This window comes from Novosphingobium sp. SG919 (assembly GCF_012932495.1).
GTDB lineage: Bacteria > Pseudomonadota > Alphaproteobacteria > Sphingomonadales > Sphingomonadaceae > Novosphingobium > Novosphingobium rhizosphaerae.
The window spans coordinates 360,382-372,602 of record NZ_JABCNG010000003.1; the positions used below are offsets into that span (position 1 = coordinate 360,382).

A 12,221-nucleotide genomic window follows, 5' to 3' on the forward strand; every position below is an offset into this window, starting at 1 on the left:
GGGCGCGGGGTTCAACCCCGGGGGTTTTTTTCCCCAAGCAGCCGCACCAGATCGTTAACCAAACGGCGCGTCTGGGCCATCGGCAGGCCCGTGTCGATGACATGGTCGGCACGCGCCCGCTTTTCCGCGTCGGGCACCTGAAGTGCCAGGATTTGCGCGAATTTTTCCGCGGTCATGCCCGGCCGCGCCAGCACGCGGGCGCGCTGCACCTCGGCCGGGGCAGACACCACCGCCACTGCGTCCAGCCCCGCCTGGTGGCCCTTTTCAAACAGCAAGGGAATATCGAATACCACCAGGGGCTGCCCGGCGTGCTCGATCAGGAACGACTCGCGTGCTGCGGCCACCGCCGGGTGGACGATTCGCTCCAGCCGGGCGAGGGCTGCGGGATCACCGAAGACCAGCGCGCCCAGCTTGCCGCGATCCACGCCAGCCGGTCCGGTGGTGCCCGGAAACGCCGCTTCGATCGCGGGCAGCAGCACGCCGCCAGGCCCTTGCAGACGGTGCACTTGCGCATCGGCATCGAACACCGGCACGCCTTCTTCGCGCAGCATCTGCGCCACGGCAGACTTGCCCATGCCGATCGAACCGGTCAGGCCCAGGATGAAGGGACGCACGGGCGGACGGCTCATGCCGGAACGGGCGTGAGCAACCGGCGGCGCAGTTCCGCATCGGCCGTGCCGCGCGGTGGCAATGCGCCAAAGAAGCGGCGAAACGCATGGTCGGCCTGGCCCACCAGCATGGCGAGGCCATCCACCGTGGCAAAGCCCGCGCTGCGCGCACGGGCCAGCAGATCGGTTTCCAGCGGGCTGGTGACGATGTCATAGAACACCGCGCCGGGCGGGGTGTGCGACAAGTCATAGGCCAGCGCCGGCTGGCCGGCCATGCCGAGCAGCGACGCGTTGACCACCAGATCGAACAGTCCCTGGCGATCGTCGAATTCGAAATCGGTGGGATCGGCGAAATGGGCGATATCCACCGCATGGTGGTTGTTGCCGCGCGCCAGTTCATCGAGCAGGGCCTGTGCCTTGGCCGGATCGCGCCCGGCCAGCACCACGATGAAGCCTGCGTCCGAAAGTGCGGCCACGATCGCCCGCGCTGCGCCACCCGTGCCCATCACGCGCGCCATGCGCAGCAGGTGGGCATCGTCCAGCCACGGCTGCAACGGCTCCATGAAACCGGGGGCGTCGGTGTTGTAACCCACCAGTGCGCCGGCTTCGGGCACGATCGTGTTGACCGCGCCGATGCGCGCAGCCAGCGGATCGAGCCGATCGAGCAAGGGGATGACCGCCTGCTTGTGCGGCATGGTCACGTTGCAGCCGCGCCAGGCCGGATCGCCGCGGCGCTGGACAAAGTAATCGGCAAGGCCCTGGGCCGTCACGTGCGCGTGGCAGTAATCACCGGCCAGGCCCAGTTGCTCCAGCCAATAGCGGTGGATCACGGGAGACTTGGACTGCGCGATAGGATCGCCGATCACCTCGGCATAAGGCACGCTCTTGCTCACGACGCCAGCTCCCCAGCCTCGCGCAGCGCGGCGAGCAGGGCGATCAGCGGCATGCCCAGCACGGTGAAGTGGCTGCCCTCGATGCTTTCGAACAGTTGCACGCCAAGCGCCTCGATCCGGAACACCCCCACACAGCCGGAAACGGCGGGCCATTCCCTGTCGAGATAGCTGTCGATAAAGCTGTCGGAAAGCCGGCGAACCTTGAGCTTTGCCGTCTCGCAATGGCGCCAGCTGGCTGTGCCATCGCGCAGCAGCACCGCAGCGCTGTGCAGCAGCATCGTCTGGCCCGAAAAGAACCGCAGGTGCTCGGCCGCCTGGGCCCGGCTCTGCGGCTTGTCGAATGAACGGCCGCACACCTCCACCAGCGAATCCCCGCCCAGCACCAGCCGGCCGGGCAGCGCTGCCGAAACCGGCATGGCCTTGGCCTCGGCCAGGATCTGCGCCACCTGGCAGCCCGGGACGCCGATCAGCTCGCGCTTGATCTCGCCTTCGTCCACATCCGAAGCGCGCGCTTCATAGGGCACGCCGGCCGCATCGAGCATGGCCTTGCGCGAGGCGCTTTGCGAAGCAAGTACGATCATAGGGCCTTCATTCCTGGATTGGCGTCACCGGCAACCTTGCGCTCGTTGTAGAGCGTGATCACCGCTGCGGCCGTCTCCTCGATGGATCGACGCGAAACGTCAATGACCGGCCAGCCGTTGTCGGCAAACATCCGCCGGGCATATTGCACTTCGCGCGCCACATGCTCGCTATCGACGTAAGCGGTCTCTGGCGCCTGGTTGAGCGAGAGCAGCCGGTTGCGGCGCACCGCGATCAGCCGTTCGGGGCTGGTGGTCAGCCCCACGATCAACGGCCGTCGCACGGTGTAGAGCGTGGGCGGCGGCGGGCTTTCCACCACGATCGGGATATTCGCCACCTTGTAGCCACGGTTGGCGAGATAGATCGACGTGGGCGTCTTGGAACTGCGCGAAACGCCGGCCAGCAGGATGTCGGCCTCTTCCCAGTTTTCCCAGCCCACGCCATCGTCGTGGGCAATGGTGAACTGGATCGCGTCCACCCGCTGGAAATAGGCTTCGTCCATCATGTGCTGGCGGCCCGGCCGCCCACGCGCTTCCTGGCCCAATTGCTGTTCCAGCGCATTGGTCACGGCATCGAGCGCGGCCACGCAAGGCAGCCCCAGCGTGGCGCAGCGCTGCTCGAGCCGGTCACGCGTTTCGGTGTTGACCAGCGTAAAAAGCACTAGTCCCGGGTTGGCGGAAATTTCACCCAGGATACGGTCTAGATGCTGTTGCGAGCGGACCATCGGCCAGAAATGACGCACTACATCGGCGTCCTCGAACTGGGCGAGAGCCGCTTTTGCAATCATTTCAAGGGTTTCACCTGTGGAGTCCGACAGCAGGTGAAGGTGCAGGCGCTGCATGGATAGCCTTTGTCGAGAAGCCGGCAGGCCCTGTTCTGGCGCCGCCGGGGTAACCCTGTGGAAAGCGCTAGGATAAACCACGGGATGAAACGGACGACAAGTTTCGCCCGCGATTTCACCCCCGTTGCGAGTCATCCCCAGGCCATTTCATCCCCATGGGGACAGCCTTTCCCACAGCCTGTGGGTAACGGGCACAAGTTTGTCTTGCGCCGGGAGTCATCCGGATTCGCACCCCACGAATTTTGTGGAGGATGTGGGACAAATCGGGCAGAGCCTCACTATCCCCGGTTTCCACAGGGCCAACTACCTTCATCATCCCATTTAATAAGATTCTATTTTTTTGATTGGATTGGAAAAACGTACAGATGCCCGGTCCCATTCTCGAAACGCTCACCGGCCAGAACCTTTCCCGCCGGCCGATCTGGCTGATGCGCCAGGCCGGCCGCTATCTGCCGGAATACCGCGCGCTGCGGGCCGAAAAGGGCGGGTTTCTGGAACTGGTCTATGACGCACCGGCCGCTGCGGAAATCACACTGCAGCCAATCCGCCGGTTCGGCTTCGACGGAGCGATCCTGTTTTCCGACATCCTGATCGTGCCCTATGCCATGGGCCAGGACCTGACGTTCACCGCCGGCGAAGGCCCGCGCCTGTCGCCCCGGCTGGTGGATGCCACGCTGGAGAGCCTCCAGGGGGTGCCACAGCGCCTTGCCCCGATCTATGATACCGTGAGCAGGGTAAAGGCCGCCCTGGGCCCACAGACCACCCTGCTGGGCTTTGCGGGCAGCCCGTGGACCGTGGCGACCTACATGGTGGCGGGCGAGGGCAGCCGCGATCATCACGAGACGCGCGCGCTTGCCTATCGCGATCCCACCGCGTTCCAGGCAATCATCGACGCCATCGTTGACGTGACCATCGATTACCTTGCCGGACAGGTGGACGCGGGCGCGGAAGGTCTGCAGCTGTTCGACAGCTGGGCCGGCAGCCTGGCGCCATCGGAATTCGAACGTTGGGTGATTGCGCCTAACGCCCGCATCGCCGCCGCGCTTCAGGCGCGCTATCCCCATGTGCCGGTCATCGGTTTTCCCAAGGGCGCGGGGGAAAAGCTGGTGGCCTATGCCCGCGAAACCGGCGTCAACGCGGTGGGGGTGGATGAAACCATCGATCCGCTGTGGGCCGCGCGCGAATTGCCTGCGGGCCTGCCGGTGCAGGGCAATCTCGATCCGCTGTTGCTGCTGGCCGGCGGGGCCGAACTGGAGCGCCAGACGCTGCGCGTGCTCGACGCCTTTGCCGACCGGCCGCACGTGTTCAATCTGGGCCATGGCATCGGCCAGTTCACCCCGATCGCCCATGTGGAGCAGTTGCTGGCCATCGTACGGGGGTGGCAGCGCCCGTGAAGCGGGCCGTGCTGGCGCCTGCTGCGCTGGCTTGGGCCGCGCTGGCCCTGGCGGCTGCCCCGGCGGCCCAAGCCGAGCCCGACCGTCTGCCGCCGCTCGCCACGACCACACTCGATGGCGCGCCGTTTGCCATCAACCCGGCAGCGCGCGATGTGGTCGTCGTGCATTTCTGGGCCACGTGGTGCGCCCCGTGCCGTGCCGACATGCCGATCCTCGATGCCGCCTTTGCGCGCCACGGCCACCAGGGCCTGCGCATGGTTGGCATATCGCTCGATACTGCGGCCAGCCGCAGCCGGATACTGGCCGGCGGGATGGGCGTGCACTTTGCCCTGGTCCGTGCCGTGGATATCCACTGGCGCCCGCGTGACTTGCCCACCGCGCTGCCCGAAACGCGGATCTATGGCCGCGATGGCGCGGTGCTGGCCCGATTTGGCCCGCTCGATGCCGCGCGGTTCGAACAGGCGCTGGCCGGGGCATTGGCGCGGGGGTAGGCTGGCCCAGGCCAGCATGGCTGATGCCGTCGGCGCTGGCCCGGGCAAAGCGTTCTTGCCCATCGCCTTTTGCGGCAACCGGCGGCGATGCTTGCCGGCCTGCCATTCCCCCTTGCGCTGGGCGAGGGTCAGGCTACCCATGCCTGCCATGAACACGTTCAAGCTCTCGCTCGCGGCGCTGGCCCTTGGCACGGCGCCTTTCGCTTTTGCAGCGGCCCCTGCGCCGTCTGCGCCGGCCATGACCACGCAGGATCTCGTCACGCTCCCCCGCCTGGGCAGCTTTGCCGTTTCCGCCGATGGGCGCCTGGCGGCCTACACCGTCACCACCACCGACCCGCAAAGCTACAAGCGCAGCACCGCGCTGTGGCTGCTGGCGCTGGACAGGAAGGGGGCCAAGCCGGTCAAGCTCAACTGGCAGGGCAGCCTAAGCGATCCGGCCTTTGCCCCCGATGGGCGGCTGTGGTTCCTTTCGGACAAGGATGGCAAGACCGCGCAGGTCTGGTCGGTGCAGACCGGCGCCGATGGCTCTGCCGGCGCCCCCGTCAAGGTAACCGACCTTGCCGCCGAAGTGGCCGGTTTCAAGCTTTCGCCCGATGGCACGCGGTTGGCGGTGTGGGGTGATGTGGCGCGCGCCTGCGCCACGTTTGGCGGTTGCGCCGATTTGCCGCACGGCGATGGCAACACCGGCCTGCCCGGGCCGGGCACCGGGCGGCTCTATCGCGATGGCGCCGGTTTCGTGCGCCATTGGGACGCCTGGGAGACGCCGGGCATCCATAGCCGCATTTTCGCGTTCACGCTCAAGGCCGGCCAGGTCGATCCGGCCAGTGGCCACGCCCTCGATGGCGATCCTGCCAAGGGCGGCTTGGTGGGTGACGCGCCCAGCAAGCCGTTCGGCGACGGTAGCGAACTGACCTGGAGCGCGGATTCCACCGCCGTGATCTATGCCGCGCGCCAGGCCGATCGTGACGAGCCCCGCTCGACCAATCTCGACCTGTGGTGGGCACCGGCCGATGGCAGCGCACCGCGCAACCTGACGGCCGGCAACCGCGGCACCGATACCACGCCGGCCGTCTCGCCCGACGGGCGCTGGCTCGCCTGGGCGGCCATGGCGCGCGCCGGGTACGAAGCCGATCGCCTGGTCGTGCAACTGATGGACCTCAAGACTGGGCAAAGCCACCCGCTGACGCAGGACTGGGATCGTTCCGCCAGTTCGCTGGCGTTCACCGCCGACAGCAAGGCGCTGATCGTCACGGCGCAGGACGTGCTGGATACCCCGGCCTTCCGCGTCGATCTGGCCAGCGGCAAGGCCACGCGGCTGGCGTTCCAGAAGGGCCGCGAAGGCCACGTTGCCCAGATCGCCGAACTCAAGGGCGGGGCATTCCTGCTCAAGCGCGATTCGATCGATGCCGCGCCCGAGCTTTACCTGGGCAAGCCTGGCCAGGCGGCAACGCGCCTGACCGACCTTCACGCCAGCGCGCTTGCCGCCATGGCGCCGGTTGCCGTCCAGCGCTTTTCGTTCGCCGGGGCCAATGGCGATACCGTGTGGGGCCAGATCCTCAAGCCGGCGGGCGCCACGGGCAAGCTGCCCACGGTGCTGCTGGTGCACGGCGGGCCGCAAGGGTCGTTCAACGATAGCTGGTCCACGCGCTGGAACCCGCGTCTTTGGGCCGCGCAAGGCTATGCCGCGATCACCATCGATTTCCACGGGTCCACCGGTTATGGCCAGGCCTTCACCGACAGCATCAACCAGGATTGGGGCGGCAAGCCGCTGCAGGACCTGAAGCTGGGGATGGTGGCTGCGGCGGCCCGCGATAGTGCGGTCGATACCGCCAACGCCTGCGCAGCGGGCGGCAGCTATGGCGGCTACATGATGAACTGGATCGAAGGGCAGTGGCCTGATCGCTTCAAGTGCATCATCCAGCACGACGGCGTGTTCGATGCCCGCGCCATGGCCTATGAAACCGACGAACTGTGGTTCGACGAATGGGAGCATGGCGGCCACGCCTATTTCGAGGCGCCCGAAGCCTTTGAAAAGTGGAACCCGGTCAACCACGTGGCGCAGTGGAAGACTCCGATGCTGGTGATCACCAGCGAGAACGATTTCCGCATTCCCTATACCCAGGGCCTGGCCAGCTTCACCGCCTTGCAGCGCCGGGGCATCCCTTCCGAACTGCTGGTCTTCCCTGACGAGAACCACTGGGTGCTCAAGGCCAAGAACTCGCTGCAGTGGCATCAGAGCGTGTTTGGCTGGCTGGCCCGCTGGCTCAAGCCCACGCCATAAGACCGGGGATGGAGGGGATGCCATGCGCTTCCCTCCATCCCAACGATCCAGCCCCCGTCAGAACCGCGCGGTGAGGCCGGCAGCCAGGTTGACCCGTGGCGCCAACTGCCAGCCGATCACCCGCTGGTAGAGCGGCAGCTGGACGTGTGCGAAGGCAGAAACCCGCGCGGCCAGGGGCGCGGTCAGGCCCGGCGCCAGGTAGACCTGTTCGCCGCCGCTGTTGTCCACATCGGCATTCAAGCCACTGTCCTGCGCGTTGATCCGGGCATTGACCTGCAGCTGGGGCACCACGCGGCCCAGGCCAAGCCATTGCACTGCCACCGATCCTTCGCCGATCGTACCGGGGCGATAGTCCTGCCGGGCATTGAGTGCGATCTGCGCCTGCGCCTGGAGCATCAGGGCGAAATCCTGGCCCAGGCGGCGGTAGTGATAGGCACCGATCACCGCCTGGGTCGTGCCCGTGCCAGGCTGAAGCCCACGGTCGACCTCTTCGCCCTGGGCCGGCCCGCTGCGGAAGGTCTGGTGAAAGGCTCCGGTGGGCAGGACCAGGCCGAACTGCAACCCGGTAACACCTTTGGCGGTGGACAGGCCCTGCCACCGCGCCATCAGGCGGATATCGCCCAACCCGTGTGTGCGGGACCGGCTTTCGCTGTCGGTGTCCTCGGCAATCGTGGCGTGGGGCCGGATGATGAACGGCACCGAGACGTTGAAGCCCCAATCGTTGGCAAACTGGCGATCGTAGCTGGCGGTGACATAGACATTGTCGGTCCAGCGCTCGATCTCGCGCTCGTTGGGAATGTCGATGTTGCGGGTATCCACCTTGGTCGTGCCGGTGCGCAACTGGCTTTGCGGCACATAGTCCAGGCGCAGCGTCACGGCCTGGCCGGGCTGGGTCACCAGGCCCTGGTTGAGCCAGTCCGAGGTAAACGTGCAACCGCAACTGGCGCAGGCGAGGGCGGAAGTCGGCAGAACGGCAAGCGCAAGCGGGGCAGCCGCCGTGGCTGCCAGAAAATGACGTGACATGATCGGAAAATCCCGATGGGCGGCGCGCCCACTCTTGGGGGGCGGCCATGCTGAAACGCGGATGCGAGGGATCAGGCGATCGGCAAGGCCGGCGGGGCCCTTGCCGGCGGCAGCGCATGGGCCAAGGCTGCGAGGGCGAGCGCTTTGGTGCGGTGCGGTGCCAGCGGTGTGGCAACCCCGACCGGCAAGGGCAGGGCCACAGGCTGCCCGCTACCGATCAGGGCATCGGCCAGCACGCCGAACGCGCAAGGGCCGGGGTTGGCGCTGCCGTCGGTCTTGCGCGGATCGTTCGCCGCGCGGGCGTCCGGCTTGAGCAACACCGTGCGGAGCGTCGCGGGGCCATTGCCATCGCACAGCGCCACCACGATGCCGCGTGCGCCATCGGGCACCGGCATCATCCCGGGTGGGATCAGCACGCGCAGGCCCAGCACCAGCGCCAGGACCACCAGGCCCAGGCGCGGATGGCGCATCAGCAATTGCCGGCCGGCCTGCACGCGTGGTTTCCCCCTTCGATGCCGTGCTGCATACCCCAGCGGGCAAGGTTCTTGCAATCAGGCCGGCAAAGGCCGAGATGCCATGGGGCCGTTTCGGCGCGTGTTGCGTTCCCTGTCGAAAGGCCGTTCCAGTCCCTTTGCGCAGACGGTAAAAGACCCCTCATGCTCCAGGTGCTCTCGATGCTCTATCTCTGGCTCAAGGCCGGCCACGTCATTTTCGTGATCTTCTGGATGGCGGGGCTGTTCATGCTGCCGCGCCTGTTCGTCTATCACCAGGAAACCCCGGTCAATTCGCCCGACAATGCGGTGTGGACCGACCGCGAACGCAAGCTGATGAAGATCATCATGGCACCCAGCGTGGCGGTGGTGTGGATTCTGGGCCTTGCCATGGCCATCACCGGCGGCTGGTTCACACAAGGGTGGCTGCATGCCAAGCTGCTGCTGGTGGTGGCGCTCACCGGCTATCACATCTGGCTGGCGCGCTATCACCGTGCCCTGGCGCGGGGCGAACGCCGGTTGACCGGCAAGCAATTGCGCCTGCTCAACGAAGTGCCCGGCGTGCTGGGCGCGATCATCGTGATCCTGGTGATCATCAAGCCTTTCTAAGCAAACAGGATAGCCTCCTCCTCTGAAGAGGAGGGGGTTTGAGGGTGCCCGACGCCATGCGCTGACGCTGGCCGCAACACGGCCCCAGATCACCATTCCTCAATTGACGCGGCCCCATTCCCGGCATAACGCCGCTGTCGACCGGCAAATCATGCAATCGCGCCCGTCGCGATTGACGGCCTGCTTTCCCCAAGCCCATCGGCCCGCCGGCCATTTTCCAGCCTAATTCCGCTGACGGAACACACGAAATGCATCTTAAAGAACTCAAAAAGAAAACCCCTGCCGAGCTGGTCGAAATGGCCGAAGAGCTGGGCGTGGAAGGCGCAAGCACGATGCGCCGCCAGGACCTCATGTTCGCCATCCTCAAGGAAGTGGCCGAAGATGGGGAAGAAATCCTCGGCATCGGCACGATCGAAGTGCTGCCCGATGGCTTCGGCTTCCTGCGCAGCCCCGAGGCGAACTATCTGGCCGGGCCGGACGACATCTATGTCTCGCCCAACCAGGTCCGCAAGTGGGGCCTGCGCACGGGCGACACGGTGGAAGGCGAAATCCGCGCGCCCAAGGACGGCGAGCGCTACTTTGCCATCACCCGCCTGATGAAAGTCAATTTCGACGATCCCGACGCCGTGCGCCACCGCGTCAACTTCGACAACCTCACCCCGCTCTATCCCAACGAGCGCCTGAAGCTCGACACGCTCGATCCCACGGTCAAGGACAAGTCCGCCCGCGTGATCGACCTGGTCAGCCCGCAGGGCAAGGGCCAGCGCGCGCTGATCGTGGCGCCGCCGCGCACCGGCAAGACCGTGCTGCTGCAGAACATGGCCAAGGCGATCACCGACAATCACCCGGAAGTGTTCCTGCTGGTCCTGCTGGTCGATGAACGCCCTGAAGAAGTGACCGACATGCAGCGTTCGGTGAAGGGCGAGGTCATCTCCTCCACCTTCGACGAACCCGCCACGCGCCACGTGCAGGTGGCCGAAATGGTCATCGAAAAGGCCAAGCGCCTGGTCGAACACAAGCGCGACGTGGTCATCCTGCTCGACTCGATCACCCGTCTCGGCCGCGCCTACAACACCGTGGTCCCGTCCTCGGGCAAGGTGCTGACCGGCGGTGTGGACGCCAACGCCCTGCAGCGCCCCAAGCGCTTCTTCGGCGCCGCGCGCAACATCGAGGAAGGCGGCTCGCTCTCGATCATCGCCACCGCGCTGATCGACACCGGCAGCCGCATGGACGAAGTGATCTTTGAAGAATTCAAGGGCACCGGCAACTCGGAAATCGTGCTCGACCGCAAGGTCGCCGACAAGCGCATCTTCCCCGCGCTCGACGTGGGCAAGAGCGGCACGCGCAAGGAAGAACTCCTCGTGCCGCGCGACCAGCTCGGCAAGATGTGGGTGCTGCGCCGCATCCTCATGCAGATGGGCACGGTCGACGCGATGGAATTCCTGCTCGACAAGATGAAGGATTCCAAGACCAACGAAGACTTCTTCGCGACCATGAACCAGTAATCCAACTGGAGCATCACGGCCCATGATTGATGGCGAGGCAGACCGGCACGAAGACGCCATGGTGTGTCTCGCCATTCTCATATCCAGGCCAGAGGCGCTGGTTGTCGCCTCCATGCTGGAGGCCAATGGCATTCCCGTTTGTGTGGGGGCACAGGGCCATGCGGGAGTTTCGATCAATTCCCTTGCTTTAGGCGGTCACCGCCTGTGGATTCCGGCCAGCCATCACGCCATCGCCAGCGACCTGCTCGATGAGGTTTTGGGCGAGGAGGAGTGGGCCTTTTCATATGGCCTGCGTCGCGCCGTGCTGCGCAGCATGAGCCTCTGGGCTGCCTGCAACATCGTACCTGGTGCAATAGCGGTTTATGCCGGGATCCTGCCGGCCTTCGCATTGCTGGCATTGCCACTCGCTGCCTTCACGGTTCCGGTCAATCCGCAGGGGCGGGGGGATTATTTTCTGACAGAGCCTGCCACGCCGGATTGAGGCTGATTGCTGGCGGCGCGGTTCACATGGTGCGTGGGGGCTTCGACAAGCTCAGCCCGAACGGGATGATGTTGTCTTTCTCTCACCTTCCGTTCGCCCTGAGCCTGTCGAAGGGCCAGAGCCAACGCCCGCATAACAACGTCAGTCGTCCTCCAGCGCCTCGGCCATCTTGCGCCACAGCAGGTCCGCCGCAGCAAAGGGCCGCACCAGAACCTTGAAATCGATGATCCGGCCTTCAAGGTCGAAGCGCAGCAGGTGCACGCCGTTTACCGCCACACCGTCCAGCGTGGCTTCGAATTCCAGCGCCGCTTCGGGCCCATCGACCAGTTCGCGCACATAGCCGAGCCCACCCTGGCACAAGGCGCCACAGGCGGCCGAAAGGTGCAGGCACACCGCCTGGTGGCCCACTTGCGGGGTGTGCAGCACCGGCGAATGGAACACGGCATCTTCGGCCACGAGTTCGGCCAACAAGTCCTGCGGGCATCCGGCCAGCATCGCGCGGTGCCAAGCGGCCAATCCAAGCTGCATGATCTGTCTCCCCTGCAAGAAGGGCCATCGCGCGGTCATCGCCGTGCCCTTCGTGTTCCACGTGAAACAACGCCCGTGCTGGCGCATTGATCCGTCGCAACGGCGTTGATCGATGCGCTTGCCAATTCGGTGGATCTCCCGCTTGGCGCGCCGCTGCGACTATGACACCTTTGCCGCACAAGCGTGACACGTTCGGAGAGCCCAGCCATGAAAGTGAATGTCGAAATCGAATGCAGCCCGGAGGAAGCCCGGCGCTTTCTGGGCCTGCCCGATGTGTCGCGCGCCAACGATGTCTATGTCGATGCCTTGGCCAAGGCGATGCAGGGCGTGAGCAGCGTCGACCAGTTGCAGGGCTATGCCAAGCAACTCGCGCCGATGGGCGAAATGGGCCTCAAGCTGTTCCAGCAATTCATGGAACAGGGTGCCGGCGCCGCAATGGCTGGTTTCAAGGCGGGCATGAGCGGCGACAAGAAGTAGGCGTGCCTTCTGCCGCGTGA

The 12,221-nt window shown here is 65.7% G+C and carries 14 protein-coding genes; 7 read left to right on the plus strand and 7 right to left on the minus strand.

Annotated elements, in window-relative coordinates:
- Positions 1-11: 11 nt before the first annotated feature.
- From coaE to FHT19_RS14660, 4 genes are read right to left on the minus strand one after another with little or no spacing between them, the layout of a single operon-like run.
- Positions 12-629, minus strand: coding sequence for a dephospho-CoA kinase (gene coaE / locus FHT19_RS14645; RefSeq protein WP_169475699.1), 618 nt, complete (start codon positions 627-629; stop codon positions 12-14).
- On the minus strand, positions 626-1,501 hold the full coding sequence (locus tag FHT19_RS14650; protein ID WP_169475700.1) for a shikimate dehydrogenase: 876 nt from the start codon (positions 1,499-1,501) through the stop codon (positions 626-628). The genes coaE and FHT19_RS14650 overlap by 4 nt, the downstream gene beginning before the upstream one ends.
- Positions 1,498-2,082: a nucleoside triphosphate pyrophosphatase gene (locus tag FHT19_RS14655; RefSeq protein WP_169475701.1), complete on the minus strand. Its 585-nt coding sequence runs from the start codon at positions 2,080-2,082 to the stop codon at positions 1,498-1,500. Before FHT19_RS14655 ends, FHT19_RS14650 begins: the two co-directional genes overlap by 4 nt.
- Positions 2,079-2,921: a pyruvate, water dikinase regulatory protein gene (locus tag FHT19_RS14660; RefSeq protein WP_168555731.1), complete on the minus strand. Its 843-nt coding sequence runs from the start codon at positions 2,919-2,921 to the stop codon at positions 2,079-2,081. The genes FHT19_RS14655 and FHT19_RS14660 overlap by 4 nt, the downstream gene beginning before the upstream one ends.
- Before the next feature lie 365 nt (positions 2,922-3,286).
- Between FHT19_RS14660 and hemE the strand changes: the two genes are divergently transcribed.
- The 3 genes from hemE to FHT19_RS14675 all read left to right on the plus strand — a co-directional run bounded on the left by hemE (position 3,287) and on the right by FHT19_RS14675 (position 7,087).
- Positions 3,287-4,315 carry a uroporphyrinogen decarboxylase gene (hemE, locus tag FHT19_RS14665; RefSeq protein ID WP_169475702.1) on the plus strand — a complete coding sequence of 343 codons (1,029 nt, stop codon included), beginning with the start codon at positions 3,287-3,289 and terminating at the stop codon, positions 4,313-4,315.
- Positions 4,312-4,806: a TlpA disulfide reductase family protein gene (locus FHT19_RS14670; RefSeq protein WP_211184930.1), complete on the plus strand. Its 495-nt coding sequence runs from the start codon at positions 4,312-4,314 to the stop codon at positions 4,804-4,806. Before hemE ends, FHT19_RS14670 begins: the two co-directional genes overlap by 4 nt.
- Before the next feature lie 148 nt (positions 4,807-4,954).
- A complete protein-coding gene (locus tag FHT19_RS14675) occupies positions 4,955-7,087 on the plus strand; it encodes a S9 family peptidase (protein WP_169475704.1) in 2,133 nt (710 codons plus the stop codon).
- A 57-nt stretch (positions 7,088-7,144) separates the two neighbouring features.
- On the opposite strand, the gene FHT19_RS14680 is transcribed toward FHT19_RS14675, so the two are convergent.
- Both FHT19_RS14680 and FHT19_RS14685 read right to left on the minus strand, forming a co-directional pair.
- Positions 7,145-8,110 (minus strand): hypothetical protein, encoded by a 966-nt coding sequence (locus tag FHT19_RS14680; protein WP_169475705.1) that lies wholly within the window; start codon positions 8,108-8,110, stop codon positions 7,145-7,147.
- A 71-nt stretch (positions 8,111-8,181) separates the two neighbouring features.
- Positions 8,182-8,604 (minus strand): hypothetical protein, encoded by a 423-nt coding sequence (locus tag FHT19_RS14685; RefSeq protein ID WP_169475706.1) that lies wholly within the window; start codon positions 8,602-8,604, stop codon positions 8,182-8,184.
- A gap of 162 nt (positions 8,605-8,766) precedes the next feature.
- On the opposite strand from FHT19_RS14685, the gene FHT19_RS14690 reads away from it, so the two are divergent.
- The 3 genes from FHT19_RS14690 to FHT19_RS14700 all read left to right on the plus strand — a co-directional run bounded on the left by FHT19_RS14690 (position 8,767) and on the right by FHT19_RS14700 (position 11,196).
- A complete protein-coding gene (locus FHT19_RS14690) occupies positions 8,767-9,210 on the plus strand; it encodes a CopD family protein (RefSeq protein ID WP_169475707.1) in 444 nt (147 codons plus the stop codon).
- Between the two features lie 248 nt (positions 9,211-9,458).
- Complete coding sequence (gene rho, locus FHT19_RS14695) at positions 9,459-10,715, plus strand: transcription termination factor Rho (RefSeq protein WP_168555725.1); 1,257 nt, start codon at positions 9,459-9,461, stop codon at positions 10,713-10,715.
- A gap of 22 nt (positions 10,716-10,737) precedes the next feature.
- Entirely contained in the window at positions 10,738-11,196 is a 459-nt protein-coding gene (locus FHT19_RS14700) for a hypothetical protein (RefSeq protein ID WP_169475708.1), read from the plus strand.
- A 141-nt stretch (positions 11,197-11,337) separates the two neighbouring features.
- Here FHT19_RS14700 and FHT19_RS14705 read toward each other — a convergent pair whose 3' ends face one another.
- Complete coding sequence (locus FHT19_RS14705; RefSeq protein WP_169475709.1) at positions 11,338-11,724, minus strand: nuclear transport factor 2 family protein; 387 nt, start codon at positions 11,722-11,724, stop codon at positions 11,338-11,340.
- Positions 11,725-11,931: 207 nt separating this feature from the next.
- Between FHT19_RS14705 and FHT19_RS14710 the strand changes: the two genes are divergently transcribed.
- Complete coding sequence (locus tag FHT19_RS14710; protein WP_179505878.1) at positions 11,932-12,201, plus strand: DUF6489 family protein; 270 nt, start codon at positions 11,932-11,934, stop codon at positions 12,199-12,201.
- Positions 12,202-12,221 lie beyond the last annotated feature (20 nt).

Bases quoted from the DNA above. Each gene is read 5' to 3' on its own strand.
- rho (WP_168555725.1), top strand. From the start codon at position 9,459: ATGCATCTTAAAGAACTCAAAAAGAAAACCCCTGCCGAGCTGGTCGAA.
- FHT19_RS14675 (WP_169475704.1), top strand. From the start codon at position 4,955: ATGAACACGTTCAAGCTCTCGCTCGCGGCGCTGGCCCTTGGCACGGCG.
- FHT19_RS14680 (WP_169475705.1), bottom strand. From the start codon at position 8,110: ATGTCACGTCATTTTCTGGCAGCCACGGCGGCTGCCCCGCTTGCGCTT.
- FHT19_RS14655 (WP_169475701.1), bottom strand. From the start codon at position 2,082: ATGATCGTACTTGCTTCGCAAAGCGCCTCGCGCAAGGCCATGCTCGAT.
- FHT19_RS14710 (WP_179505878.1), top strand. From the start codon at position 11,932: ATGAAAGTGAATGTCGAAATCGAATGCAGCCCGGAGGAAGCCCGGCGC.
- FHT19_RS14660 (WP_168555731.1), bottom strand. From the start codon at position 2,921: ATGCAGCGCCTGCACCTTCACCTGCTGTCGGACTCCACAGGTGAAACC.
- hemE (WP_169475702.1), top strand. From the start codon at position 3,287: ATGCCCGGTCCCATTCTCGAAACGCTCACCGGCCAGAACCTTTCCCGC.
- coaE (WP_169475699.1), bottom strand. From the start codon at position 629: ATGAGCCGTCCGCCCGTGCGTCCCTTCATCCTGGGCCTGACCGGTTCG.
- FHT19_RS14700 (WP_169475708.1), top strand. From the start codon at position 10,738: ATGATTGATGGCGAGGCAGACCGGCACGAAGACGCCATGGTGTGTCTC.
- FHT19_RS14705 (WP_169475709.1), bottom strand. From the start codon at position 11,724: ATGCAGCTTGGATTGGCCGCTTGGCACCGCGCGATGCTGGCCGGATGC.
- FHT19_RS14690 (WP_169475707.1), top strand. From the start codon at position 8,767: ATGCTCCAGGTGCTCTCGATGCTCTATCTCTGGCTCAAGGCCGGCCAC.